15 protein-coding genes are annotated in these 12000 nt (G+C 50.1%); 7 read left to right on the top strand and 8 right to left on the bottom strand.

Annotated features, from left to right (window positions below):
* Window positions 1-141: 141 nt before the first annotated feature.
* From ACH5Y9_RS16240 to ACH5Y9_RS16225, 4 genes are all read left to right on the top strand, one after another.
* Window positions 142-597 carry a PIN domain-containing protein gene (locus ACH5Y9_RS16240; protein ID WP_445366830.1) on the top strand — a complete coding sequence of 152 codons (456 nt, stop codon included), beginning with the start codon at window positions 142-144 and terminating at the stop codon, window positions 595-597.
* Window positions 594-812 carry a ribbon-helix-helix protein, CopG family gene (locus tag ACH5Y9_RS16235; RefSeq protein WP_033157051.1) on the top strand — a complete coding sequence of 73 codons (219 nt, stop codon included), beginning with the start codon at window positions 594-596 and terminating at the stop codon, window positions 810-812. Before ACH5Y9_RS16240 ends, ACH5Y9_RS16235 begins: the two co-directional genes overlap by 4 nt.
* A gap of 102 nt (window positions 813-914) precedes the next feature.
* On the top strand, window positions 915-1160 hold the full coding sequence (locus ACH5Y9_RS16230) for a type II toxin-antitoxin system Phd/YefM family antitoxin (RefSeq protein WP_033157050.1): 246 nt from the start codon (window positions 915-917) through the stop codon (window positions 1158-1160).
* Window positions 1161-1165: 5 nt separating this feature from the next.
* A complete protein-coding gene (locus ACH5Y9_RS16225; protein ID WP_445369899.1) occupies window positions 1166-1573 on the top strand; it encodes a type II toxin-antitoxin system VapC family toxin in 408 nt (135 codons plus the stop codon).
* Window positions 1574-1624: 51 nt separating this feature from the next.
* On the opposite strand, the gene ACH5Y9_RS16220 is transcribed toward ACH5Y9_RS16225, so the two are convergent.
* From ACH5Y9_RS16220 to ACH5Y9_RS16210, 3 genes are all read right to left on the bottom strand, one after another.
* The gene (locus tag ACH5Y9_RS16220; RefSeq protein WP_445366829.1) at window positions 1625-2683 is read right to left on the bottom strand and encodes a FecR family protein; all 1059 of its coding nucleotides are present in this window, start codon (window positions 2681-2683) and stop codon (window positions 1625-1627) included.
* A gap of 48 nt (window positions 2684-2731) precedes the next feature.
* On the bottom strand, window positions 2732-3253 hold the full coding sequence (locus tag ACH5Y9_RS16215) for an RNA polymerase sigma factor (RefSeq protein WP_171696361.1): 522 nt from the start codon (window positions 3251-3253) through the stop codon (window positions 2732-2734).
* A gap of 287 nt (window positions 3254-3540) precedes the next feature.
* Window positions 3541-4047 (bottom strand): RNA polymerase sigma factor, encoded by a 507-nt coding sequence (locus ACH5Y9_RS16210; RefSeq protein ID WP_445366828.1) that lies wholly within the window; start codon window positions 4045-4047, stop codon window positions 3541-3543.
* 407 nt (window positions 4048-4454) lie between these two features.
* On the opposite strand from ACH5Y9_RS16210, the gene ACH5Y9_RS16205 reads away from it, so the two are divergent.
* Complete coding sequence (locus ACH5Y9_RS16205; RefSeq protein WP_445366827.1) at window positions 4455-4994, top strand: REP-associated tyrosine transposase; 540 nt, start codon at window positions 4455-4457, stop codon at window positions 4992-4994.
* 168 nt (window positions 4995-5162) lie between these two features.
* Here ACH5Y9_RS16205 and ACH5Y9_RS16200 read toward each other — a convergent pair whose 3' ends face one another.
* From ACH5Y9_RS16200 to ACH5Y9_RS16180, 5 genes are all read right to left on the bottom strand, one after another.
* On the bottom strand, window positions 5163-7610 hold the full coding sequence (locus ACH5Y9_RS16200) for a TonB-dependent siderophore receptor (RefSeq protein ID WP_445366826.1): 2448 nt from the start codon (window positions 7608-7610) through the stop codon (window positions 5163-5165).
* 452 nt (window positions 7611-8062) lie between these two features.
* On the bottom strand, window positions 8063-8341 hold the full coding sequence (locus tag ACH5Y9_RS16195; protein ID WP_445366825.1) for a hypothetical protein: 279 nt from the start codon (window positions 8339-8341) through the stop codon (window positions 8063-8065).
* Window positions 8331-8633: a BrnT family toxin gene (locus ACH5Y9_RS16190; protein WP_101052155.1), complete on the bottom strand. Its 303-nt coding sequence runs from the start codon at window positions 8631-8633 to the stop codon at window positions 8331-8333. The genes ACH5Y9_RS16195 and ACH5Y9_RS16190 overlap by 11 nt, the downstream gene beginning before the upstream one ends.
* A 78-nt stretch (window positions 8634-8711) precedes the next feature.
* Entirely contained in the window at window positions 8712-9677 is a 966-nt protein-coding gene (locus tag ACH5Y9_RS16185; RefSeq protein ID WP_445366824.1) for a FecR domain-containing protein, read from the bottom strand.
* A gap of 6 nt (window positions 9678-9683) precedes the next feature.
* The gene (locus ACH5Y9_RS16180; protein WP_445366823.1) at window positions 9684-10193 is read right to left on the bottom strand and encodes a sigma-70 family RNA polymerase sigma factor; all 510 of its coding nucleotides are present in this window, start codon (window positions 10191-10193) and stop codon (window positions 9684-9686) included.
* Between the two features lie 14 nt (window positions 10194-10207).
* Between ACH5Y9_RS16180 and ACH5Y9_RS16175 the strand changes: the two genes are divergently transcribed.
* The gene (locus ACH5Y9_RS16175) at window positions 10208-10507 is read left to right on the top strand and encodes a hypothetical protein (protein WP_445366822.1); all 300 of its coding nucleotides are present in this window, start codon (window positions 10208-10210) and stop codon (window positions 10505-10507) included.
* Between the two features lie 94 nt (window positions 10508-10601).
* The gene (locus tag ACH5Y9_RS16170) at window positions 10602-11894 is read left to right on the top strand and encodes an MFS transporter (protein ID WP_445366821.1); all 1293 of its coding nucleotides are present in this window, start codon (window positions 10602-10604) and stop codon (window positions 11892-11894) included.
* The last annotated feature ends 106 nt before the right edge of the window (window positions 11895-12000 follow it).

The raw sequence follows: 12000 nt of genomic DNA, 5'->3' as shown, positions 1-12000 counted from the left end.
CTGATTGCTGAAAGGTCTGTGCCGTTTATTCCGGCTCACTAAGTAAGACAGCTCAGCTTCGAAAATCTGGTCAGCTTGGGTCAAGATTATTGAGAAAGTTTTTTGATAGTGGCTCTCTGAGGCCTGAGTTAAGATATTTTTGTGCGCATATGTGATAGCAATTTAACGAATCATAAGCGTCGTAATCGACACCAATGTATTGGTAGTAGGGCTGATAGGAAAGACAGGCCAAGTTGGGAAATTTTGCGGCGCTGTCTTAAAGGGGATTTACAGCCCTTTGTTGGCAACGCGCTTTATCTTGAATATCAGGATTTACTCAATCGTGAGCATATCCAAGCCTTATGCAATCAAACATCGGTTTCTTTGATGGCGTTTCTTGATGGCTTTGCGAGTGTCTGTACCTCTGTGGACGCGCGTTATCTTTGGCGGCCGAATTTGCAGGATGAAGCGGATAATCACCTTATTGAATTGGCTATTGCCGCACGTGCTTCTTACATTATTACCAACAATTTATCTGACTTCGCCAATGCGGAACTTAGGCACATCGGTTTTGAAGTCGTTACACCGCAACAGCTATTGAGGTTATTAGAATCATGACTACCTTATCCATTCGTTTACCTGAAGACATGGCGGAAAGATTGAAAGATATTGCCAAAGTTAGAGGCATTAGCCTTAACAAATTAATGTTTGAGTTTTCCGCACAAGCGCTGGCGGAAGATGAAGCCAGGCAACGGTTTATGGCTGCACAGGTGCGCGGCAATCCGAAACAGGCTTTGAAAATGCTCGATGAATTGGATGCTATGGGGCTTTGATTGATCTTATGTCTAAGCATGTTTTGAAGGTTGTTTAGCGTTTTGACACACCATTTTATAAAGCTCATACTCATAACTGGTATGACTGGACAGGAGAGATAGATGCATACTTGGCAATTACAAGAGGCGAAGAGCCGATTCAGCGAGGTGGTGGAGCTCAGCCTGAAAGAAGGCCCACAACTGGTGACTCGACGCGGTGAAGAGGCTGTTGTCATCTTGGCCGTTGACGATTATCGGCGCTTAAGCGGTCAATTGCCGCGTTTGAAGGACTGCCTGCTCAATGCGCCACGCGGTGAGGCCTTAGTGTTGGAACGATCCACAGAAGTGATTCGGGATCTGGCTTTGTGAAATATATGTTGGTTACTTGTGCGCTCTCTGAGCTAGTCAAGAGTAAGCCCGATGCCAAAGTCCTACAGTGGTTTGAAGCTAGCAAAGCGCACGAGCTTTGCATCAGTGCGATGACTTTGGCTGAATTGCAGCGTGGTGTGAACCGGTTGCCAGAATCAAAGCGCCGATCTGAGCTTACGCTATGGCTACAAGAGTTGGAGATCGGATTTGAAGATCGAATTCTGGTATTTGACACTAGGGTTGCAAAGGTGTGGGCGCAAATGACGGTTGAGGCAGAGGCACAAGGGAAATCTCTAGCTGCCTTTGACTCGATCATTGCCGCGACTGCCCGAACGCATGGGCGTCGATTGGTTACTCGTAATGTTCGAGACTTCAGCAACGCAGGTATTGAAGCGCTTAATCCTTGGCTGTAAACATGATGGGCTAATCAGCCTCTTGGGACAAAGGGCTGGTTTGTATGCCTGTCAACCTCGGTTCGCAGAAACCACAATCTTGCCATCTTGAAATTGCTCGGTTTTGATCGGCAGTGCCGCCTGCAGGGTATTCAGTATTTTGGGCAGGTTGTCGATTTCGAAGCTGGCCGATACCCGGATCTGTTTGATAGCATCACCGCTATATTGAAAACTGACCTGGTGATAACGCTGTACTTGGCTTAACACGGTTTCCAAAGGCGCCATCTCAAACACCAGTCGGCCACTGCGCCAGGCAATGATGTTGGCAGCATTGGTGGCAATCGGCGCATAGACTTGGCCTTGGTCGTCGTAGCTAATTTGCTGGCCTGCTAGCAATGCAGGGGTTTCGTCATTTTTCGGCGTGCTGCTCAGGTGCAGCCAAAATGCTGATCGGCTGATGACATGATCCAGCCAACGCGCTCCGGTTATTTTGCTGTCCGGAATGATCTGTACTTGTCCTTCAGTGACGGTGACTTGCGTTGTGTTGTTGGCCGAATAGACATTAAAGCGCGTGCCAATATCATGAATACGGCCATTGCCGGCTATCACATCGAAAGGCCGCTCTATTTCATGGGCCACACTCACGTAAACCTCGCCTTTTTCCAGACCAATCACCCGGCGGTTGCCGGTCATTTTCACGGACAGTTGGGTATCGGTATTCAGGGTGATTTGCGAGCCGTCGGCCAAATCAATCGACTTGCGTTCACCGACTGCGGTGGCATAGTAATCGGTTAGCCGATAGTCATTTAAACCAAAAGTCGTGGTCAAAACCAGTAAACCCATCAACCCGGTTGTTTGCGCTTTGCGGATACGTTGTTTGCGCTGGATGCGCTTTGCCCGAGTTTCCTGTGCCGCTTGCCGAGCCGGAAAAGTGGCTGGTTTTAGTTGATCCAGCTGTTGCCAAAGCTTGAGTGCGCGCTCGTATTCCAGGCGGTTGCTGTCATTTTGTGCCAGCCAATCCTGTAGCTGCTGTTCTGCAGCCGTCGTCCACTCGTCAGAATGTTGAGTAAACACCCAAAATCCGGCTTGTTCTTGTGGCGTACCGCTGAGTTTGTAAGTTTTGGATTTCATCTGGCCAGTCTTGTTTGCGCTTTACCTAATAAGACAGTTGAGTCCTGCTTATCGGGTCAGATTATCACCCAAAAAATCATGCCCCAGATGCTGAATAAGATGTTGCCAGGCTTTGAACACATAGCGTTGCGCCGATTTGCTGGAAATGCCCAGTGCTTCGGCAACCTCTGGGTAACTTAAACCATCCAGTTTGCTTAAGATAAAGGCATGCTGCACGACTTCCGGCAGTTGCAGCAAAACCGATAGAAAACGCTCCAGTTGCTGCTGGATTGCGACCGTCGTTTCCGGCGCAGGCAGTGGGCAAACCAGTTGCTCCAGCTCCACCGGTTCGTCTGGCGTATACCGCAACCTGACCTGTTCGTGATCGTAGGCGTTTTTGCTGAGATTGGCGGCGGTTTTGAACAAATAGGCCCGGTGGTTTTCGATGGCCGGCAGATTGGGATGCTGCATTAATCGCAAAAAAGCTTCCTGGGTAATATCTTCCGCGATTGTGACATTGCTTTGGCGTTCAGCGAATGCCAGAAGCTCCTTGCCGTGTCTGCGGAATAGTTTGTCCAGTAATGTATTCATGCATTTTTGATCGAGGCTGGCTTAATGCAGTCAATCGGGTTGGTTTTTTGGGTAGAAAACCTGGTAGGACAGCAAAAAATATTCCATTTAACTGGCTTTGGGTTTTAGCATGGCATGTGTTTTTCATAAAATCTCAATATATTCATTGGGTTAGATTATGGCTAAAACGCTAATCAAGCCGATGTTTTGACAACGCACCCTGTGCTGGTAAGCAATTGTTTAAGAAAAATCGTGGCATATGACTTATTTTCTTGTCGGAGTAAGTGAAATCTCATATCCGATAGATATCAATAATCGTCCAGGCGGGCTCCTGCCAGCAATTTTCCGGTTCGGTACAAGAGGTGTTCGACCTGACGTGTCGAGAGCTTTAATTCGGCGGCAATTTGTGGGTGACGTTTGCCGTCCAAGCGATGCAAGCACAAGATTTGTCGGTTGAGTGTGGGTAAACCACAAAGCCAACTTTCGAGCGCCAACCATCGTTGCTCGCCCTGTAAAAAGCGCTCCGGCAGCGGCTTGGGGCACTGCCAGTGTTCATCCAAAGCGCCGCCGTCCCGTGCCTGTTGCCGAGCTTGGCGACGCAAATAATCCAAAGCCAGATTGCCGGCCACCCGGTACAAAAACGCCCGGCAATTGCCGATAGCATCTTGTAATGGGTATTCGGCGATATGCAAGAAGGTATCCTGCAACAAGTCGGCTGCCGCTTCCCGGCACTGAACCTGCCGCCACAGAAATTGCTGTAGCTCGGTTTGGTGCTGTAAAAACGCGGCAGTTAAGGGTGGGTGGTGGTTCGTCATCTAATATCAAAAAGATTGCCGCTTTTAAGCTGTGCCTCGGCGCCCATGAGTTCCGAACAACTCTGAGTAATTCGTGTTTTGCATCAGCGTATCGAATGTGAGCGGCATTTGGTTTGACCGGGTTTTTGGGTTTAATTTGAGAACAGGCGAAAAATCGCCGAGAGCGTAGGTTGGGGTGAGGCACGAACCCCAACACGACAACCGTTTAGCCGCCAGCCATACCTGAGCGCGAGACATCACGCCCCATAAAATCATCAGCAAGCAGCAAAGGCCGAACCGACGACGATTAAAAATACCGTCATCATCAGGCCTGTGTAGCGATGCAGCAAAACCCAAAACGGGCGAATTTTCATCATGACTCTCATGCTATATTTCCAAACACCCTAAACCCCAACCCAACGGCTACCATGCTATACCGACGTCATTTCATCGAAGGCGGCAGTTATTTTTTTACCGTTAACCTGGCGGAAAGAAAACGGTGCTTATTGATTGAACACATTGATGCGCTCCGCGAAGCCATTCGCATTGTGCGCAGCCGCCATCCATTTCAAATTGACGCCATGGTAGTCATGCCCGATCATTTGCACGCCATATTTACCCTGCCGCCCAATGATTCCGATTACCCGACCCGTTGGATGCTGATCAAAGCCGGTTTTTCCAGACAAATCCCCAAAACAGAACGCATCAACGCTAGCCGCCGTAGCAAAGGCGAGCGCGGTATCTGGCAGCGCCGATTTTGGGAACACACCATCCAAGGCGAAGACGATTTTCGCCACCACATCGATTACATCCATTACAACCCCGTCAAACACGGATACGTCACCCGCCCAGCCGATTGGTTACATTCCAGCATCCATAAATACATAAACGCCGGCACATTGCCCGCCGAGTGGGGCACCGCCTCCCCCGAAAACGACAAACGGTTTGGGGAGCGTAGGTTGGGGTGAGGCACGAACCCCAACACGACAACCATAAAACCACCCGCAAACAACCGACAACGCGACATCAAAATTACCGATGATTTGAAGGCCATCAATGTTGGGGTTCGTTACCTCACCCCAACCTACGGTCCTACCGCGCGCGAGTGGTAAACGAGCAAACAGATGATTTTGAAGCTAGTAATCCAATCGTAATGATCCGATAAATGAGATAGGTTCTCCCGGCAAGGCTCCAGTGCTATCCTGCACCCGTGAACCCCGGAAATAATCCTTATCCAATAAATTGTTGACATTGAATTGAGTGGTCAACTTCGAACCGCCGATTTTCCAGTTATAAGACACCATGGCATCCACGCGCACAAAGCCGGGCAATTCATAGGTAGTATCATTGTTGCCGGCGCGCTGGCCTTGGGCAAACATACCAGCACCGATTTTAAAGCGCTCGTCAGGATGAAAGGTTAGCCACAAGCTGCCTGAGTGTTCTGGGACATTGGGTAAACGATTCCCTTGTTTGGATGTCATTCCCCAGGGTGCAAAGTCATTGTCTTTAGTAAAGATCGCATCGGTGTAGGCATAAGTGCCGAGCAGGCTCAAGTAATCGGTGAGCTCGCCGGTCAGGTCAAGCTCTATCCCCTGGCTTCTTGCCTCGCCAACAGGAATTCTATAGGGCAGGCCCGGCACGCCGGTCAACATGTTTTCCTTGGTTAAATGGTAGTAGGCGAGATTCGACGACAAACGGCCGTCGAAAAACTCGGTCTTAAATCCAATTTCATATTGAGTGCCAACTTCCGGCTTATTGACCGTTTTGGTGGGGGTTAAGCCGTTATTGGTGCCGATGGATTCCACGTAATTGCCGAACACGGATAGCCATTCCCACGGTTGATAAACGATACCGAATCGGGGATTCAATCGGTTGTCTTCTCTATCATCAATACTGATTGGCTCCGAGCAACAACCGGTACCATAGTCCAGGATGTCGTAACGCGCGCCGACCAAGAAATGCAATTTATCCCATAGGGTGATTTGGTCCTGAGCGTAAACACCATACCATTGATCTTTTTCCTGCCACCAGAAGTCGTTTGGTACGGCGTTGATCGCATTGGCATCCAGCATGTGATTATTAGGATTAAAAATATCCAGCGCCGGTATCACACCATAGGTCCAATGGTTGTCATAGGTATCGGTGGTAAGCTTAAAGTAATCGCCCCCTATCAAGAGCTTATGCTTTAGGCCGAAGGTGTCGAATTCGCCGGAAATATCCAGATTGGTGGCAAAACTTTCCCTGTCTGTTGGCCCCGTCATCAAGGCTCGATTGATCGTTTGCTTGTCGGCATTGATGCTGCCCGCCGGGAAAATCGAGTTGAATTCGTGTGTCCATTCATGCCAATTGAATTTGTGTTCTATCTTCCAGTGGTCATTGAAGCGATGCGAAATGATGGTGGCGATTTGATTGCTATCCATGGAGCTATTGTTAACCGCCGCATCGCCGACAAAAAAACTTTTGGGAACCTGCGCAGGACGGTTGCCGACGGCAGGAATACCAAAATCCATCACATAGTCGTCATGTTGGTGTTCGAGCTGCACCGTCATCTCGGTTTGATCGGAAAGGCGCCAAGTCAAGGATGGGGCGACATAAATCCGCTCGTTCTCGTTGTAATTGCGGAATGAGTTGTTGCTCGAATAGGCAATATTTAAACGGTATAGCAATGATTTATCGTCGTCAATTGGGCCTGTCGCATCTGCCGTTGTGCGATACAAGTCGTAAGAACCGAACTGTTGTTGCAGAGAATAATGCGCTTTATCCAGTGGTTTCTTGGTAACGTAATTAACCAAACCTCCGGGCTGGGTACGACCATAAAGCATGGCCGCTGCTCCTTTCAGTACCTCAACCCGCTCCATGCCAGCAGGCTCGAAGTAGCCCGTGTTTTGCCTGAGACCATCGCGGTAAATGTTCGCCCCTAAACTAAAACCACGAACAATAAAGCCTTGGTACAAATCGCCGAAGTCGAAATTACGCTGTACGCCGCTTACATTTCGAATGACTGCGTCGTCAAATAAGACAATTTGCTGATCATCCATCACAGCTCTAGGTACAACCTTGATAGACATCGGCGTTTCCATGATCGGCGTATCTGTCTTGGTTGCCGTGGATGCGTGAGATCGGTTGTAATCAGGGTTGTAGGGATCGGTTGAATCATAAATCGCCTTCCCCAAAACCGTCACCGCCGGCAAAGTCGATGCCGCATTACTCCCCGAATCCACCACCTTGATAGCCACCGAGTCCTCACCGGTAAAGCTGTACGTCAAACCGCTACCCGCCAGCAGTTTTCTAAAGCCTTCTTCGATGGTGTACTCGCCATCCAGCCCGCTAGTGGTTTTGCCGTCGGTCAACGTGGCTTCCGCTGAAAATAGTAAGCCGGAGCTAGTCGCAAACTGCCTTAAGGCCTGACTCAACGAGCCGCCGCCAATATGGTAGCTGCGCTTAATGCTGGCGTGGCCGTTACTGCTTTCCGCATGGATGGGAGCGGATACGGTTAATGCGGAGGCCAGTAGAATGCCTTGTATGGCTAAGTGCAATCGCGAGGGTGCCAAGCTCGATTTGCTGGTGTGTAGCGTCGATGACATCGGTTTTATCTCCTGTAAAAAATGCGGTTGTCATCACCTATGTCAATCGAGACTGAAAAAGCGGAACTGGAAATTGAAAAAATTTGAAATATTTTTTAAGTATTTGTTTTTTTGTAAAAAAATTGAGTTTTTGGTGTAAATGCGTAGGGTGGAGTGCGCCTCGAACCCCAACACGACAACCGTTGAGCCACCCGCTAACCATGAAAGCGAGACACCGCGACCCATAAAGCCATCAGCAACCGATAAAAGCTAAACTGATCGAAAGTGTTGGGGTTCGTGCCTCACCCCAACATGCCCTTGAGCCACGCTACGTAAGCTTGATTTGCAGGAGGTGGGGCGATGCTGGGAGCGATTACCGAGACGATAGGATCATTTCGAAATGCGTGACAGGATGATGTAGCTGGCTTATCAGGGAACGGCCAAGTCGATTGAGGAGATGGGAAGTAACTCACTCATGAAACATCAAGATGGATTTTGTTAGACGTATATTGGTGCACCAAAATTTGAATAATATTTTGATACGGCACGCCATTTTCCAGTCCCTTTTTCTTTAACGCATAAAGATCGTTTTCAGAAAGTCTGATGGAAACTGATTTTTTCTTTTCGTGTTTCAAAAAATCTTGCAGTTCTACCAGGCGCTCCTGAATATTGCCTTTACTGCGCCATTCATCGTTTTCAACACTATCGAGAATGTCTTGTTCAAAAGCATCTAAATTTAGCTTAGTCATCATTTGCCGCCTTGTTGTAACGTTTATTCATTTTTCGGGAAGGGATAATCGTCTTTAAAAAAATGCTGTTCTCTTCTTCAACGTAAGGCACGATGTAAACATAATTTTTTATGGCGATTAAGATGATAAAAACCGATTGATTGGGATATTTTTCAGAATTTGGATGCGCCAAATCATCGAGTACATGTCCCATTTCAATGGCTAATAAGACATCCTCAAAACCAATCCCTCTTTCCGCTTTTAGCAAAGCGTTTTTTTCAGGAGAGAAATATACTTGTTTTTGCCTGTATGCCATACGATGTATGGTATTTTCTCAAGCAAGGTGCAGTCAACTAATACTCGGTGTATAGCGATGTTAAGTTGTCTGGCGCGCTTAACGCGGCAAGACCTTAACCCAATACGGCAGCGGGTTAGTTAACTTGACCGGCAGGTTGGTTTCGAGCGACGAGAGGATTTTGTCGGTATCCTTGAGCGGGAAGGAGCCGATGATGCGCATGTCGGCAATTTCCGGCGCGCAGGTGACGTAGCCTTGCCGGTAACGATTCAGTTGTAGCAGAAACTCGCTGAGCGGGATGTCGTCAGCGACGATGACGCCTTGGGTCCAGGCGGGTTTGTCCAGTTTGCTTGGCTGTATGGGTTCGATGCGATCAGCGGCAAATTGGGCATTTTGTCCGGCATGTAACCGCTGTTTAGGGCTGTTCGTATGGGCTGGCTGGATTTCCACGCTGTCGGCAAACACTGTGACCTCGCTGCGGTCGGCTTGTTGGCTGACGCTAAAGCGGGTGCCCAGCGCCAGAACCCGGCCATCCTGGGTATCGACCACAAAGGGTCGCTGCCAACCCGCGTTATCCTTGGCGGTCTCGATATAAATTTCCCCGGATACCAGTTGCAATCGCCGCAAATCAGCGCTGAATGCCACGTTCAAGGCGCTGCCGCTGTCCAGCACCACTGTTGAACCGTCCGCCAAGGTGATCGTTTGGATTTGGCCTTGGGCGACATGGTAATCCGCCGTCCAGGCTTGCCAATAGCCAGCACGTGAAAACTGCCAGCTCGCCAAGCCGACGCCGCCGAGCAATGCCAAATGTTTGATGGCGCGTCGGCGCTGCAAATCCGGCGCCGTCAAGGCGGTTAAAGCGGCTTTGGGCGGCAGCGCTTTGAAGCGCTCGATATGAAATTCCACTCTGCCCCAAGCGGCTTGATGGTCGGGATGCGCGGCTAACCAGGCTTGCCATTGCGCGGTTTCATTGGCTTGCACTCGTCCGGATCGGAATAACGCAAACCACTCGGCTGCTTCAGCCAGAATGCGCGGGTCGATTTCCAGGGGGCGTTTTTGTTGCATCTGGGATTAAAAGCCTGCACTTAAGCACTGAAACATGGCTTGCGCCATATATTTTCTGACCATGCGGTCACTGACGCCTAATTGCCGACCGATTTCGGCATAGGTGAGGTCGTCGAGTTGCGCCAACAAAAAGGCCTTACGCACTTTTGCCGGTAGTTGATTGAGTAATTCGTCGATTTCCCGCAAGACTTCGAGCACGATGGCGCTATCCTCCGCCGAAATGACCCGCTCCTCGGGATAGGCCGCGAGTCTCGCTAAGTAAGCCTGTTCGATGCTGTTGCGCCGCCAGTGATTGATCAGCAGGCGTTTGGCGATAGTGGTCAGGTAGGCGCGGGGTTCGTTGAGACTTGGTGTGTCTTTTGCGGCGATGACGCGCAGAAATGTATCTTGGGCATGATCCTCCGCCTGTAGGTGGTCCTGCACCCGCTTTTCCAACCATTGCAGCAGCCAGGGGTGGTGGTCCTGATACAGGCGGGTGAGGTCTTGTTGGCCGTCGTCAATACACTCTGTGCTCATCGATTTAGTTTTACATGCCCAGTTTACAAAAGGTCTTACGCTTTGCCGTTAATGCTTTCGGCCTAGCGGCCCCGCTTTTTTTTGCAAACTCAAAAGTAAGCAAGAACTGCTCCGAAGTCGTTAATTTAGGCGGCTTGTCTGTTTGGGGTTTTGAAAAAATAAATAAAATCATTTTCTTACAGTTGCTCACGCTCATGCGCATGGTCGAGCCGGGGAGTGCGCCGCTTCGAAATCGGATGTTTAAAATGCGTGATTTGGCGTATTTTGTTTGGGAATGCGTGAAATCACCTAAATCCCCCAGGCCCCGCCGTTGAGGCATGGATCGGCTCTGTTACACGCCATCGAAATGGGTGTGGTTCAACGGGGGGCGTAAGTTAAGATGTGCAAAAACTCATCGGCTTAAACGACATGTCTCATTCCAATGCCCCGTACTCGGAAACAAGGCGGCTGTTCAATATCTTCAGCGGCTCGGTTGGCAACCTCGTGGAATATTTTGATTGGGCGATTTACGCTGCGTTTGCCTTGTACTTTGCCCCGGCTTTTTTCCCGGAAACCGATCAAACTGCCCAGTTGTTGAATAATGCGGCGATATTTGCGGTTGGGTTTATCTTCAGACCTCTGGGCGGTTGGTGGCTGGGTAGCCTGGCGGACCGCAAAGGTCGCAAAAGCGCTTTACTGTTTTCGGTCAGCTTGATGTGTTTAGGGTCGTTAATCATCGCTTGCACGCCTGGCTATGCGGTAATCGGTATGTGGGCGCCGGGTTTGTTATTGTTCGCTCGCATGTTGCAGGGGTTTAGTATCGGCGGCGAATACGGCAGCTCCGCCACTTATCTAAGTGAAATGGCCGCACGGGAGCGGCGTGGCTATTACTCCAGTTTTCAATACGTCACTATCGTGTTGGGGCAAATTCTGGCCCTGGGTTTATTGATGCTCTTGCAAAAGTGCCTGTTGAGCAGCGCAGAGCTGCATGATTGGGGTTGGCGTATCGGCTTTATCGTCGGCGGCTTGCTGGCGGTGGTGGCGATGGGCTTACGCGGCAATATGGCCGAGACCACGGCTTTTGTCGAACAACAGACTTTTCCCGGCCAACGCGCCCAGCTACGGGAACTGCTGAACTATCCCAAACCGGTAATGACGGTGGTGGCTTTGACCGCCGGCGGGACCTTGTCGTATTACACCTTTACTGTCTACATGCAAAAGTATCTGGTCAACACCACCGGCTTTAGCAAGGACGACGCCACGACGATCTGCACGCTGGCCTTGATTGTATTCATGTTGCTACAGCCGCTGTTTGGCTTGATTTCGGACTACGTTGGCCGCCGTACGATGCTGATTGCCTTTGGCGCCGGTGCAACCCTGTTTACGGCGCCATTGCTTGATCTATTGGGCCACGCGCAAACCATGGCTTCGGCGTTGGGCTGGTATGTTTGTGCATTGCTGATTGTCTCGGGCTATTCGTCAGTTAACGCCATCGTCAAAGCCGAGCTGTTTCCGGTGCATATTCGGGCCTTGGGGGTGGGCTTTCCCTATGCCTTGACCGTAGCGATATTCGGCGGCACTGCCGAGTATCTGGCGCTTTGGCTGAAAAGCCTGGGACACGCGGAATGGTTTGCATACTACGTTAGCGCATGCGCGGCCGTATCGATGCTGGTGGCCTTTACGATGAAAGAGCCTATGCGGCTGTCTCGCTTGGACGGATAGTTGGGCAAGTTTTGTCCAGTATGACCATGAATGCACTCGTTCGACACACAGCCACATGCGGAACTTTGGGGTGGATAAGTCGCGCGTATCCCCCCCATTTGTCGGA

The organism is Methylomonas sp. BW4-1, assembly GCF_052474385.1.
The sequence above is the reverse complement of the archived record's forward strand: the minus strand, read 5'-3'. Positions and strand labels throughout refer to the sequence as shown.

Coding starts and splice junctions, on each gene's coding strand:
- ACH5Y9_RS16235 (WP_033157051.1), top strand. CDS start 594: ATGACTACCTTATCCATTCGTTTACCTGAAGACATGGCGGAAAGATTG.
- ACH5Y9_RS16230 (WP_033157050.1), top strand. CDS start 915: ATGCATACTTGGCAATTACAAGAGGCGAAGAGCCGATTCAGCGAGGTG.
- ACH5Y9_RS16225 (WP_445369899.1), top strand. CDS start 1,166: ATGTTGGTTACTTGTGCGCTCTCTGAGCTAGTCAAGAGTAAGCCCGAT.
- ACH5Y9_RS16220 (WP_445366829.1), bottom strand. CDS start 2,683: ATGAAATCCAAAACTTACAAACTCAGCGGTACGCCACAAGAACAAGCC.
- ACH5Y9_RS16215 (WP_171696361.1), bottom strand. CDS start 3,253: ATGAATACATTACTGGACAAACTATTCCGCAGACACGGCAAGGAGCTT.
- ACH5Y9_RS16210 (WP_445366828.1), bottom strand. CDS start 4,047: ATGACGAACCACCACCCACCCTTAACTGCCGCGTTTTTACAGCACCAA.
- ACH5Y9_RS16205 (WP_445366827.1), top strand. CDS start 4,455: ATGCTATACCGACGTCATTTCATCGAAGGCGGCAGTTATTTTTTTACC.
- ACH5Y9_RS16200 (WP_445366826.1), bottom strand. CDS start 7,610: ATGTCATCGACGCTACACACCAGCAAATCGAGCTTGGCACCCTCGCGA.
- ACH5Y9_RS16195 (WP_445366825.1), bottom strand. CDS start 8,341: ATGATGACTAAGCTAAATTTAGATGCTTTTGAACAAGACATTCTCGAT.
- ACH5Y9_RS16190 (WP_101052155.1), bottom strand. CDS start 8,633: ATGGCATACAGGCAAAAACAAGTATATTTCTCTCCTGAAAAAAACGCT.
- ACH5Y9_RS16185 (WP_445366824.1), bottom strand. CDS start 9,677: ATGCAACAAAAACGCCCCCTGGAAATCGACCCGCGCATTCTGGCTGAA.
- ACH5Y9_RS16180 (WP_445366823.1), bottom strand. CDS start 10,193: ATGAGCACAGAGTGTATTGACGACGGCCAACAAGACCTCACCCGCCTG.
- ACH5Y9_RS16175 (WP_445366822.1), top strand. CDS start 10,208: ATGCCCAGTTTACAAAAGGTCTTACGCTTTGCCGTTAATGCTTTCGGC.
- ACH5Y9_RS16170 (WP_445366821.1), top strand. CDS start 10,602: ATGTCTCATTCCAATGCCCCGTACTCGGAAACAAGGCGGCTGTTCAAT.